The sequence below is a fragment of the Flavobacterium sp. Flavsp81 genome (genome assembly GCF_059491325.1).
The window spans coordinates 222727-235806 of sequence record NZ_CP168505.1 but is presented as its reverse complement, the minus strand read 5'-3'; the positions used below and the strand labels follow the sequence as shown (position 1 = coordinate 235806).

Here is a 13080-nt window from a genome sequence, read left to right as displayed (position 1 = left end):
TATTCCATGAAATCCTACTCAATTCAAGAAATTAATGAAGTTCTAAATGGCGTGATATACGGGACTACTTCCCAAAAAATCACTGCCACAGAACAATTAGAAAAAGCAACCGCTTCAGAGATTTCTTTTATTGGCAACAAAAAATATGAGAAATTTTGGGAAGGATCAAAAGCATCAATTGCTGTAGTCAATGAAGATATTTCTATTGAACCCGGAGAAAACCGTGCTTTTATTAAAGTAAAAAATGCCGATTTGGCTATGTCTCAAATTCTGACGCTTTTTGCTCCGCCTACTCCAATATTCCATACAAACATTCATAAAACTGCAACAATTGATGAAACTGCAATTATTAATGAAGGTGCCCGAATTGGAGCAGGTTGCTATATCGGTCCAAAAGTAGAAATTGGAATCAATGTTACAATATATCCAAATGTTACTATTTTAGACGAATGTACTATTGGGAAAAATACGATTGTCTGGTCAGGAACTGTAGTTCGCGAACGTTGTCATATTGGCAACGATTGTATTATTCATCCAAACGCCACAATTGGTGCTGATGGCTTCGGATTCCGTCCTTGCAGTGAAAAAGGTTTGGTGAAAATTCCGCAAATAGGAAATGTAATTATAGGAAACGGAGTCGAAATTGGTGCAAATTCATGCGTTGACCGCGGAAAATTCAGTTCTACGATTTTAGGCGATGGATGCAAAATCGATAATTTAGTTCAGATTGGACATAACAGTAAATTGGGTAAATTTTGTATTATGGCCGGAAATAGTGGTTTGGCTGGTTCTGTAACTTTAGGAAACGGAGTTATAATCGGCGGAAGCGCTTCTATTAAAGATCATACAACTATTGGTGACGGCGCAATTGTTGGTGCCGGTTCTGGTGTTACAGGTGATATTCCTGCAGGAAAAACAATGTTGGGCTATCCGGCAGTTGAAGCTCGCGATGCGTTGAAGCAATGGGCAATACTAAAAAGATTGGTCTGCGATTCTAAAAAATAAATTCCAAAATTAAGATATATACTAAACAGAAGTTCGCTTCTGTTTTTTTTTGCCCTTTAAATGTTAATAAAGCATAAATTTCAATTTTAAACCATTTAGTTTGTCTCATTTATTTCAATTGATTTTGTAAATTAGCACACATTATTTTGTAAAAACATCAATATCTTATGGATTTAAACTTCAATAAAAACGAAGATCACAATAAACTATTACTTTCTGAACTAAAGCAAAAATTTGCAAAAGTTAAATTAGGCGGAGGCGAAAAACGTATTGCAAAACTTCATGCCGAAGGCAAAATGACAGCACGGGAACGCATTGACTATTTGTTGGATGAAAATTCTAAAAGTATAGAAATTGGAGGTTTTGTTGGAGAAGGAATGTATGCTGAACATGGTGGCTGTCCATCCGGCGGTGTCGTAATCAAAATAGGATACATCAAAGGAAAACAATGCATTGTTGTAGCCAATGACGCTACGGTAAAAGCAGGTGCATGGTTTCCAATTACAGGAAAGAAAAATTTACGTGCACAGGAAATTGCCATGGAAAACAGGCTGCCAATTATTTATTTGGTAGATAGTGCAGGTGTTTATTTGCCACTTCAGGATGAGATTTTTCCGGATAAGGAACATTTTGGCCGAATCTTTAGAAATAATGCGCAAATGAGCAGTATGGGAATCACTCAAATAGCTGCTGTAATGGGCAGTTGTGTTGCCGGAGGAGCTTATCTTCCAATTATGAGTGATGAAGCTCTTATTGTAGACAAAACCGGAAGTATTTTCCTTGCAGGAAGTTATTTGGTAAAAGCTGCTATTGGAGAAACTATCGATAATGAAACTTTAGGTGGCGCCACTACACATTGTGAAATCTCAGGCGTAACGGATTATAAAGCAAAAGATGATAAAGATGCTTTGGACAAAATAAAAAACATAGTCGATAAAATTGGCGATTATGACAAAGCCGGTTACAACAGAATCAAAGCCGAAAAACCTGCTCTGGAACCTAAGGATATTTACGGAATTCTGCCAAAAGCCAGAAACGAACAATATGACATGATGGAAATCATTAACCGTATGGTTGATAATTCGGAGTTTGAAGCTTACAAAGATGGTTACGGACAAACCATAATTACAGGCTACGCCAGAATTGATGGCTGGGCAGTTGGAATTGTAGCAAACCAAAGAAAGGTAGTAAAAACCAAAAAAGGCGAAATGCAGTTTGGCGGTGTTATTTACTCTGACAGCGCTGACAAAGCGACTCGTTTTATTGCCAATTGTAATCAAAAGAAAATTCCATTAATTTTTATACAGGATGTTACGGGTTTCATGGTTGGCTCTAAATCAGAACATGGCGGAATTATAAAAGATGGCGCCAAAATGGTAAATGCCGTGAGTAATTCTGTCGTACCAAAGTTTACTGTAATTGTAGGTAATTCTTATGGAGCCGGAAATTATGCCATGTGTGGAAAAGCCTATGATCCGAGATTAATTTTTGCGTGGCCAAGTGCAGAACTTGCTGTTATGGGCGGAACACAGGCCGCAAAAGTATTGGCACAGATTGAAGCTTCTTCACTTAAAGCCAGAGGAGAGATTGTAGATGAAGCGAAAGAAACTGAATTATTCACTAAAATAAAAGCCCGTTACGACGAACAAACTTCACCATATTATGCTGCCTCGCGACTTTGGACAGATGCCATTATTGATCCTTTAGATACCCGTACATGGATTTCAATGGGAATTGAGGCTGCCAATCATGCCCCTATTCAAAAACCTTTTAATTTGGGCGTTATTCAGGTTTAGGTTTTACAATTAATAAAATACGTTAAAAAACAAGTAAAAAACTTATTTTCAGCTACTTAAAAATAAATATATCATAAAAATTCAGTAACTTTAGTATACTTAATTTTTTAATCACGTAGTATCATGGAAAATGTAAAAAGTTTGAATAAATGGGCTAATTCGCACACTTATTTACCAGTCGATTTAGTACGTATTGTATTGGGTGTTTTTTTATTTATGAAGGGGATTTCTTTTGTAACCAACGTTCAATATCTACATGATTTAATTTCTCCAATTGATCAGTTTGGAGGCGGAATGTTTCTCTTACATTATATTGCGCCAGCCCACATGATCGGAGGGATTATGATTTTCTTTGGACTTCTTACACGTTGGGCGATTGCAGCACAATTGCCAATATTATTTGGAGCGGTTCTTATAAACTTCATGGGTAATATGCATTCCGAAAGCTTGGTTTTAGCAATAGTAGTTCTATTAGTTTGTATTTTCTTCTTGTTTTATGGAGGCGGAAAACATTCAGCTGATTATTATTTCAAAATGCAGCAATAACAAAATATTATCCTCAACTATATAAGTTGAGGGTAACTTTAAGAAGTAATTAGCACTTTAAATTTTCTTAATTCTGTTTTATGAGTTAAATTCGCAACCATGAATTGGATTCGTAAAACCATTATTTCCGTATCATTTTTGATCATAGCTTTCTTTGCTTCTCAAGCAAATGAATCTGTTGTTCAAATAATCGAAAGTCAACCAACGGATACCAATTTCTCGAGGGACATTATAGATTCTTCTGCTTTTATTCAGCCTCAGGGCAGTTATCAATTTACAGCAAATATCAAAACGACCCATCCGGCGGTTATCAAATGGTTTAATTCTTTATTGCTTATAACTCCACAGCATAGAGTTGCTAAAACGGTATCGAATTTTTCAAATCAATTTTCAACACAGAGCAGGAAAATCTTATTAATGCTCTATCCTTTCCATTTTTTCTGGTAGTTTATCGATAAATTCTAATCACGAGAAATCTTTTTCTTCCTAATTAAACCGTTTTTCTAAAAAACAGTTTATTAATTCATGTATTTATCAAATAAAAAATAAAAAAATGGAAACAAGTGTAACCATCATTGGTATTGTGATTGCGATCATAATAGCCATACCAATATATTTTTCAGCACGATCGAGCGTTGCTGACAAATCAAAAATTTTAAACATAAAAAAGAAATTTAATCCTGCCAATCCACAGCAATTTGATCTGACCGAGTCTCAAAACAATAAAATACTCACTATAGATCAAAAAAACAGAAGATTTATTTTAATGAATTTCAATCCAAATCAGCAAGAAGCAATCTATGTAGATTTAAAAACTGTTTCATCCTGTAAATTGGTTCCAACTTCTGACCCTAATTCAGATACAATCTTAAAAATTGATTTTGAATTTCAGGAAAAGGAAACTTCTAAAAAAATTACGGCTTCATTCTATGATTATAATGATGACCGCATCAAACAGATAAGCGCTTATCAAGACCATATGTTTGCAAAAAAATGGCTTAAAATCATTCAGGATTCTATTTAGTGTGGGTTATTTAATTCAGAAGAAGAGGCTCATTTTGAGTCTCTTTTTTTATTACTTATTTTATAATTAAATCTGAATTATAAAATAACAATCATAATTTCTTAGCTTCATTCCAGAAGATGTCCATTTCTGCCAAAGTCATATCCATTAATGGCTTTCCTAATTCGCCTGCTTTACTTTCTAAGTATTGAAAACGCTTAATGAATTTTTTATTGGTGCGTTCTAAAGCATCTTCGGGGTTTACATTTAAAAATCTTGCATAATTTATCATCGAGAATAAAACATCACCAAACTCTGCTTCAATTTTATCCTGATCACCGGATTTCACTTCAACTTGCAGTTCTTCTAATTCTTCCTGAACTTTATCCCAGACCTGATGTGGTTCTTCCCAATCAAAACCTACACCTTTTACCTTGTCCTGGATTCGGCTGGCTTTTACCAAAGCCGGTAAACTTCTCGGAACACCTTCTAAAACTGATTTTTTTCCTTCTTTAAGTTTTAGTTTTTCCCAGTTCTGTTTCACTTCTTCTTCATCTTTCACCACAATGTCGCTATAAATATGAGGATGGCGATGAATTAATTTTTCACAAATTTCATTGCACACATCCGCTATATCAAAATCATTGGTTTCACTTCCTATTTTAGCATAAAAAACAATATGCAATAATAAATCTCCAAGCTCCTTTTTCACTTCATTCAAATCATTATCCAAAATAGCATCACCCAATTCATAAGTTTCCTCAATGGTAAGATGTCTAAGAGTTTGCAAAGTTTGCTTTTTATCCCATGGACATTGCTCGCGAAGCTCATCCATAATAATTAATAATCGTTCGAAAGCTTTAAGTTGAAGTTCTTTATTCATTTTGAAGTTTTTTGTTGTAACTGAATAATGTAAAAGTAAAAAATCCTGTCAAGAAACATCTCAACAGGATTGGTATATTTTGAATGTAGCTAACTACTATTCTTCTTTTTTAGCTTTTGCTTTTTTAGCAGGCGCTTTTTTTACTGGTTCTTCAACAGCAATTTCTTCAGATGTTGAAGTTGCAGCAGGCGCTTCGTCAGTAACCAAACCTTTTGCCTGAAGCATGTTATACCAATTTAATATTTTTTTAATATCAGAAGGATATACTCTTTCTTCATCATACTCCGGTAAAATTTCTTTGAAGTAAGCAATTAACTTTGCATTATCTTCTTTGTGCGAAATCGCCTGACCTTTATTTTCTTTAACAGCCATACGCTGCATTACTTCTGTCAAAGGTTTTTCGCCTTCGTATGTGTAAATTGAAATTTCTGACAATAAACTCACGTTACTTTTTAAGTTTACTGTGATTTTTTTTCCATCTAACAATGATTCTGCCACAAAACCTGTACGTGTTTGCACTTTCAATACATATAAACCCGGTTTCCCAGAAATGGCTAAAATTTTCTCTAAATTCATGTTTATTAAATTAGTATTAAGAATTTGGTTTATTATATATTATCTTCCTTTTTTAGCAGATGCAAATCTCATTCTGTATTCCTGAAATGTTTTTCCCTCAGTGATATTTTTTAATTTACCCTGAATTAAACGCTTTTTTAAAGAGGATATTTTATCTGTAAATAAAACTCCTTCTATATGATCATATTCATGTTGAATAACTCTTGCAATCAAACCGTCAAAAACTTCCCTTTTCATAACGAAATCTTCTTCACAGTATTCAATTGTTACAGTTGGTTTTCTGTACACATCTTCACGAACATCAGGAATACTCAGACAACCTTCGTTAAAGCTCCATTCTTCTCCTTCTTCTTCTACAATTTTGGCATTAATAAAAGTTTTTTTGAAACCTTTTAAGCGGCTTTGCTGCTCTTCATGTAAATCTTCATCATCACTAAAAGGAGTAGTATCAATAACAAATAAACGAATAGCAATACCTACTTGCGGAGCGGCAAGTCCTACTCCGTAAGCATTATACATTGTTTCGTACATATTTGCTATTGTCTCTTTTAAGTTTGGATAATCTGGCGTAATTGCCTCACCCACTTTTCTTAAAACCGGATCACCATATCCTACAATTGGTAAAATCATTTATGTTTTTTTATTATATATTTATCTACTGAAAATCTCATCTAATCCTGCAAATTCAGAGGCAAAAATAGTAAAAAATAGTCAATGAACATTTGAAAACACTATATAAAATCTCATTTTTTTACCTGCACATCAAAATCTACACTATAATTATGCCAAATTAATTAGTCAATTCTTACCTTTGTTGGTAAACCAATTGATATGCTGGATCGTATTGCAAAATTTACCAATAGTACTTCGTTTTTAAATGCCACAAAAGTAACCATCGCCTCTGTAGTTCCTGTTCTGATATTTCAATTTTTGGGGCATTTTGAAATTGGTTTTACAATTGCTTTAGGTGTATTTTACACTTATCCAAGTGATATCCCAAGCACCCTGAGCCATAAAATAAAAGGATTGGTCGCAGCGTCTTTCATTGTATCAGGAGTAAATTTATTAGTCAATTTTGCGTATCCATATCCCTATGTATTTTATCCTTTTTTAGGATTTTTACTTTTTTCATGCTCTATGATCTCGGTTTATGGGCAACGCGCTACTCTGGTTTCTTTTTCAGCCTTAATTTCAATCTCTTTATCATTTGGACATTTGCATGAAGGCTGGGAAGCCTTTGAATATTCAGGTTGGATTTTTATTGGAGGAATTTTATATTTAATTATTTCTCTTATATTTCATTTTGTACAGCCTTATAAATATATTGAACTTGAAATAGCCGAAGGGATTAGATTAACTGCAAAGTATTTAAAACTAAGAGGAGATTTATGGAGTCCCGAAGCGAATAGAAAGGCAATTATCGAAAAACAGCTTAATATACAGGTTGAGCTCAATTTGATCCATGAAGACCTGAGAAAAGTACTCATTGGCAATCAAAGCAGTTCGGCAACTACACAAAACCGAAAGATGCTATTGGTTTTTATCACTTTGGTAGAAATTCAGGAATTGGCATTGTATACTTCTTTTGACCATAGTAAAATTCATGAAAAATTTGACAAACACCCGGCAGTTTTAAGAACTTACCAGAATGTGGCCTATAAACTCGCTTCGACTTTAAAGAAACTCTCCAAAAATGTACATCATATTACAGCTTATATTGAGAAGAATGATTTAAAAAATGAACTTGACGCTCTGGAACTTGCCATTTTTGATTATGAAAAAACATTAGGAAAGGAAGAAGCTGTCGAAGGAGTCTTGATGTTGACCAATATGCTGAAATATGCTAAAAATCAGGTCGGAAAAATTAAAATTATACAACGTGCATTTTCGTTGGCCATGCAATCATACAAATTAAAAGCCAAAGATAAAGAGCTGGAAAAATTCCTTACTCCACAATATTACCCTTTACGTACGCTAATTGAAAACTTAAGTTTTTCTTCTCCTATTTTTAGGCATTCCTTACGATTAACCATAACAATTCTGATTGGTTTTATTGTTGGAAAATTTCTCCCTTTTCAAAACGTATATTGGATTTTATTGACCATTGTGGTAATAATGCGGCCTGGTTATGGCTTAACAAAAGAACGCTCTTATAATCGTATTTTCGGAACTATTTTAGGAGGATTACTGGCATTTGGAATCGTTTCTCTCGTGCAAAACCATATTGCTTTGAGTATTTTTTCAATTATATGTATGCTTCTTGGAATTTCTTTTACACAAATCAATTACAAAATCAGTGCGACTTTCGTGACTATGTATGTGGTTTTTATTTATGGAATCTTAGTCCCAAATGTTGTCGAAGTAATTCAGTTTAGAATTTTAGATTCTTTAACCGGAGCGATTTTGGCTTTTTTGGCTAATCATTTTTTATGGCCAGCCTGGGAGTTTATAAATACACCCATCCATATTGAAAGTTCTATACGGGCCAATCGAAATTACCTGAAAGAAATAGCAGACTTCTATAACAAAAAAGGAGAAGTTCCAACTTCATACAAATTAGCAAGAAAAAATGCTTTTATAGAAATTGGAAGTTTAATGACCTCATTTCAACGGATGATGCAGGAACCTAAATCGAAACAAAAAACACTTCCGCTGGTAAATAAATTGGTTGTTTTAAATCATTCTTTACTTTCTGCTCTAGCCTCTTTATCAACTTATATTCAATCACACCAAACCACATCAGCATCAGAGTCATTCAACTATATCATTAAAACTATTCTATTAAATTTAGACCATTCCATTTCTATTTTAAAAAATGAAACTATTATAGTCGATACTTTTTTTGATAAAGAAGATGTAACGCTGCAATTTGAAGAAATGAAACGTAAAAATTTCACTCGTCTGGCAACAGATGAAGAACTGGATAAGGAAACACGCCAGGCTAAAATGCAGGAAGCCCAAATGGTAATTGAGCAATTGATCTGGATGAGTAATTTATCTGAAAAAATATTAAAAATTACAAAAGACTTTAAAATAACAAATCCAGATTAATGCATCTGGATTTGTGTTTATATAAAATAAAAAATTGACTATTTCAGCTTTAATACTTCAGAAGTATGTTTTCTGATTTCTTCTAAAAGTTCTGGTTTATCATTTAATGTTTTTCCATAAGAAGGAATCATGTTTTTTAATTTCGCTTCCCATTCCGGTGTTTTAATTTTGTCTTCAAAACATCTGCCAATCAAATCGATCATAATCGAAACTGCAGTTGACGCTCCAGGAGAAGCTCCTAATAAAACTGCCAAAGTTCCGTCATGAGTATTGATTACTTCTGTTCCAAACTCTAAAACCCCACCTTCTTTTTCATCTTTTTTGATAACCTGAACACGTTGACCGGCTTTCTCTAAAACCCAATCCTTAGATCGTGCTGTTGGCAAATATTCACGTAATGCTTTAATTCTGTCTTTTGGAGACTGACGTACTTGTTCGATCAAATATTTTGTTAGTGGAATATTATGAAATCCTGCTGATAACATCGGAATTAAATTGTTTGCTTTTATTGACAACGGTAAATCTAAATATGATCCATTCTTTAAAAAACGAGTCGAGAATCCTGCAAATGGTCCAAAAAGCAATGCTTTTTCTCCATCAATTACACGTGTATCAATATGTGGAACTGACATTGGCGGAGCACCAACGCTTGCTTTTCCATAAACTTTTGCCTGATGTTTTGCAATAACTTCCGGATTGGTACATTTTAACCATTGACCACTAACCGGGAAACCTCCATAACCATTCCCTTCAGGAACATTTGCTTTTTCCAGTAATGGCAACGAACCTCCACCAGCACCAATAAATACAAATTTAGTATATGCTTTTCTTTTTTGACCAGATGCTAAATCGGTAATTTTGATACGCCATGATTTATTTTCCAGCTGTTTCAATTTTTTAACCTCATGATTAAAATATAAAGATACGCCGTCTAATTTTTCTAAATAATTAAACATACTTCGCGTCAAAGCACCAAAATTCACATCAGTACCAATTGCCATCGTAGTTGCTGCCAGTTTTTCGTCAGGCTGTCTTCCTTCCATTACAAGGGGCATCCATTGTTTTAATTGCTCAAAATCTGTACTGAAAAGCATTTCGGCAAATAATGGATTTTTTTGTAAAGCCTCAAAACGTGTTTTAAGGTATTGAACGTTTTTTTCACCCCAGACAAAACTCATGTGAGGCACACTTTTAATAAAATTTTCAGGTGAAGGAACCTTATTTTGCTGTACTAAATACGACCAAAACTGGCGTGAAACCTCAAAAGATTCGGCAATACTAATGGCTTTTTTGGGATCTACTGAGCCATCAGCCTTTTCTGGCGTATAATTTAATTCACAAAAGGCAGAATGCCCGGTTCCGGCATTATTCCATGCATCAGAACTTTCTGCTGCAGCAATATCTAATCTTTCGTAAATTTCTATCTTGATATCTGGTTGTAATTCTTTCAAAATTACTCCAAGAGTGGCACTCATAATTCCAGCGCCAATGAGCACTACTTCACTATTTGAACGTATGGTTTCGTCGGGCATAACACTATTTTATTTTAAAAATGCAAAGATACTTTTTATAATTTCAAAAAAAAAGGATTTTAAGCATGATAAAAGTTAGAAAATCACATTTTTTTCTAAATAAAGTGAAATTTATAGACCCAAAACTTAAAAACGATTAGAAGAAAGATAGTCCTGAAGCATAATCGTTGCGGAAATTTCATCAATCAATCCTTTGTTCTGACGTTGCTTTTTGCTTAGTCCGCTATCGATCATAGTCTGAAAAGCCATTTTTGAAGTAAAACGTTCATCTACACGAACAACTTTCATATCCGGAAAAACATTTGAAAAGTGAGTTACAAAACCTTTAACAATTGAGGCACTTTCTGAAGGCTGCCCGTTCATTTGTTTTGGCTCTCCAATCAAAACAGCCTCTACTTTTTCTTTTGCAAAATAAGCTGTAAGAAAATCAATTAAAGTATTAGTTGGAACAGTAGTTAAACCTGAAGCTATAATCTGCATTTCGTCTGTGACAGCTATTCCGGTACGTTTTTGTCCGTAATCTATGGAAAGGATTCTTGGCATTTTATTTAAATTTATGAAACAAAATTGAATAAAGAAATATCTGAGAAAAATGCAAAATTGAACAATAGAAATAATAGATTTTATTGCGTAAAGTTATCTTTTTCTCATCTATAACCAAGCCAAAACCAAACCTGTTAGAACATAAAAATAAATCTCTCCTAAATTCATTTACTAGAAATTGTTTTTTCAAGCAAAATATCCAACTCTTTAAAGGTACTATATTGGGCAGTTCCTTTAATAATTTTTTCTGCTCTTTCATTCAGTTTCTTTTTATTTTCATCAAAATTAGAATCTTCCTGAATAATTTTTAATTCATCAGAAGAGAACGAACTTAATAATTTTAAGATTTTTTCTTTAATTTCCGGCTGAAACTCTAGTCTCATCGTTTCCATAATATGTCATTTACAATACAAATATAAAACTTTTCATCTATATTTTTGGTATTAACTTCCCCATTCTGAGTAACAATGGAAATGTAACTTTCTGATCATTCTTTTGCCATGAAACTTTCAAATCATCGTAGATCAAATCTATCGGGTTCTGATTATTTTTTGAAATATAATGCTGCACTGACGACCATGTCTGAAGATATCCAATCAGAATTTCAAAAGTCCAGCTAAATTGATTTTGAAATTTCTCTACTGGAATTTCTTCAAATGGAAATGGAATAGTTTCATAATTTTCATCCAGATATTTTCGTTCCGCGTCCCAATAAGGCCCTATAATATCATAATAAAAATGTCTCAAAATTTTATCTGAATCCGTATTGGTCGAAAATAATCCGTAACCCATTATTGCAAAAATACCTTCCGGCTTTAATACTCTGTAGATTTCTTTATAAAATACATCAAAATTAAACCAATGTACAGCTTGTGCCACAACAATTAAATTGAATTGCCCATCTTCGAAAGAAGTTTTTTCTGCAGATTCTTTGCTGTAAATTATATTATCTGCCTGAATGGCATTGTCCAGTTGTTTTTGACTTATATCTGTCGCAAATACCTTTTTAAAATGGGCGGAAAGTTTATGAGCCACCTGTCCGTTACCTGTGGCCACATCAAGCGCTGTCGATTTATTATTGACAAATGAAATAATGTATTCAATCATTTCATCAGGGTATTGAGGACGAAATTTAGAATAATCAACTGCCTGTTTTGAGAAATTATCTTTCATGAGTTTTATTATCTAATAAATATTAAAGGTACAACTTTTTGATTTTAATCTTCTTTTATTGAAATCCCTAAAGCCACAAAAATCCGCCCTGAAAAAATTCAAAACGGATTTTAACCAAATTTAAAACAACTAAAAAATTATTATTATTAAGGTATAATTATCTGCCAAATAATCTGCTAAAAAAGCCCCTCTCTTCTTCTTCATCTTCTGTCTTCATTTCGTAATTAGCAAATTTTGACTGTGCCTTTTCTTGTTCATAAATCAGTTCCTTAATATATTCAATATAAGTTCTCTTTTTTTCTTCCAGAAATCCAATCAGATATTTCTCGCTAAATTCAACACCGCTGGCAGCTTCAATTTGCAGTAACTTTTTATACAGTGGCTCAATATGCAGCGAAATCACTTCCTGAGGTACAGATTGTCGTCTTGCAAAATAATTTACAATCACCCCATTTTCATCTTTTGCAATTTCAAAATCAGTAATTACCCAATAATACCTTCCGGATTTCGCTAAGTTCTTTACAATTGCATGAAAGTTTTTTCCTTGTTTCAGATTTTCCCAAAGCACTTTAAAAATAACTTTAGGCATATCAGGGTGGCGAATAATATTATGTGGCTGCCCCATTAATTCATAATCTTCGTAACCTGAAACATCTACAAAAACTTCATTGGCATATTCTATAATACCAAAAGCATTTGTTTTGCTCATAATTACTTGTGTTTTGTCCCATGTAACTTCTTTATCAATAACTGCGATTCGGTTTTGAAACTGATTTTCCTGATTCATATTCTTCTGATTATATTTATTCTAAAAACATGCTGTTAACTCTTCTTCCCTATTTCAGGAATTATGATGCGAAATTAATTAGAACTTAAATTATGAAATCTGATTTTTATCATGTGATGACATCAAAGAAATCATATTTTTAAAAGCATTTTAAACACTATCTCGTTTCTCAAATTAAACACAAA

14 protein-coding genes are annotated in these 13080 nt (G+C 33.3%); 6 read left to right on the top strand and 8 right to left on the bottom strand.

Features of this window, described 5'->3' with window-relative positions:
- Nucleotides 1–6 precede the first annotated feature (6 nt).
- The 5 genes from lpxD to ACEN92_RS00980 all read left to right on the top strand — a co-directional run bounded on the left by lpxD (nucleotide 7) and on the right by ACEN92_RS00980 (nucleotide 4371).
- Nucleotides 7–1005 carry a UDP-3-O-(3-hydroxymyristoyl)glucosamine N-acyltransferase gene (gene lpxD / locus ACEN92_RS01000; RefSeq protein ID WP_495640510.1) on the top strand — a complete coding sequence of 333 codons (999 nt, stop codon included), beginning with the start codon at nucleotides 7–9 and terminating at the stop codon, nucleotides 1003–1005.
- 167 nt (nucleotides 1006–1172) lie between these two features.
- On the top strand, nucleotides 1173–2801 hold the full coding sequence (locus ACEN92_RS00995; protein ID WP_495640509.1) for an acyl-CoA carboxylase subunit beta: 1629 nt from the start codon (nucleotides 1173–1175) through the stop codon (nucleotides 2799–2801).
- 123 nt (nucleotides 2802–2924) lie between these two features.
- On the top strand, nucleotides 2925–3347 hold the full coding sequence (locus ACEN92_RS00990) for a DoxX family protein (protein WP_495640508.1): 423 nt from the start codon (nucleotides 2925–2927) through the stop codon (nucleotides 3345–3347).
- Nucleotides 3348–3446: 99 nt separating this feature from the next.
- On the top strand, nucleotides 3447–3794 hold the full coding sequence (locus ACEN92_RS00985; protein WP_495640507.1) for a hypothetical protein: 348 nt from the start codon (nucleotides 3447–3449) through the stop codon (nucleotides 3792–3794).
- Nucleotides 3795–3900: 106 nt separating this feature from the next.
- On the top strand, nucleotides 3901–4371 hold the full coding sequence (locus ACEN92_RS00980) for a hypothetical protein (protein ID WP_495640506.1): 471 nt from the start codon (nucleotides 3901–3903) through the stop codon (nucleotides 4369–4371).
- A 91-nt stretch (nucleotides 4372–4462) separates the two neighbouring features.
- Here ACEN92_RS00980 and mazG read toward each other — a convergent pair whose 3' ends face one another.
- The 3 genes from mazG to def all read right to left on the bottom strand — a co-directional run bounded on the left by mazG (nucleotide 4463) and on the right by def (nucleotide 6439).
- Nucleotides 4463–5233 (bottom strand): nucleoside triphosphate pyrophosphohydrolase, encoded by a 771-nt coding sequence (gene mazG / locus ACEN92_RS00975; protein WP_495640505.1) that lies wholly within the window; start codon nucleotides 5231–5233, stop codon nucleotides 4463–4465.
- Nucleotides 5234–5329: 96 nt separating this feature from the next.
- On the bottom strand, nucleotides 5330–5809 hold the full coding sequence (locus ACEN92_RS00970) for a DUF5606 family protein (RefSeq protein ID WP_495640504.1): 480 nt from the start codon (nucleotides 5807–5809) through the stop codon (nucleotides 5330–5332).
- A gap of 39 nt (nucleotides 5810–5848) precedes the next feature.
- Nucleotides 5849–6439: a peptide deformylase gene (gene def / locus ACEN92_RS00965; RefSeq protein WP_495640503.1), complete on the bottom strand. Its 591-nt coding sequence runs from the start codon at nucleotides 6437–6439 to the stop codon at nucleotides 5849–5851.
- A 201-nt stretch (nucleotides 6440–6640) separates the two neighbouring features.
- Here def and ACEN92_RS00960 point away from each other — a divergent pair, with 201 nt between their 5' ends.
- Nucleotides 6641–8860: an FUSC family protein gene (locus ACEN92_RS00960; RefSeq protein ID WP_495640502.1), complete on the top strand. Its 2220-nt coding sequence runs from the start codon at nucleotides 6641–6643 to the stop codon at nucleotides 8858–8860.
- Nucleotides 8861–8898: 38 nt separating this feature from the next.
- Here the strand turns inward: ACEN92_RS00960 and ACEN92_RS00955 are convergent, their stop codons facing one another.
- From ACEN92_RS00955 to ACEN92_RS00935, 5 genes are all read right to left on the bottom strand, one after another.
- Entirely contained in the window at nucleotides 8899–10392 is a 1494-nt protein-coding gene (locus ACEN92_RS00955; RefSeq protein ID WP_495640501.1) for a malate:quinone oxidoreductase, read from the bottom strand.
- A gap of 126 nt (nucleotides 10393–10518) precedes the next feature.
- Nucleotides 10519–10935 (bottom strand): Holliday junction resolvase RuvX, encoded by a 417-nt coding sequence (ruvX, locus tag ACEN92_RS00950; RefSeq protein ID WP_495640500.1) that lies wholly within the window; start codon nucleotides 10933–10935, stop codon nucleotides 10519–10521.
- 164 nt (nucleotides 10936–11099) lie between these two features.
- A complete protein-coding gene (locus ACEN92_RS00945; protein WP_495640499.1) occupies nucleotides 11100–11327 on the bottom strand; it encodes a hypothetical protein in 228 nt (75 codons plus the stop codon).
- A 37-nt stretch (nucleotides 11328–11364) separates the two neighbouring features.
- Nucleotides 11365–12108: a class I SAM-dependent methyltransferase gene (locus ACEN92_RS00940; protein WP_495640498.1), complete on the bottom strand. Its 744-nt coding sequence runs from the start codon at nucleotides 12106–12108 to the stop codon at nucleotides 11365–11367.
- Nucleotides 12109–12265: 157 nt separating this feature from the next.
- Entirely contained in the window at nucleotides 12266–12895 is a 630-nt protein-coding gene (locus tag ACEN92_RS00935; RefSeq protein WP_495640497.1) for a PAS domain-containing protein, read from the bottom strand.
- Nucleotides 12896–13080 lie beyond the last annotated feature (185 nt).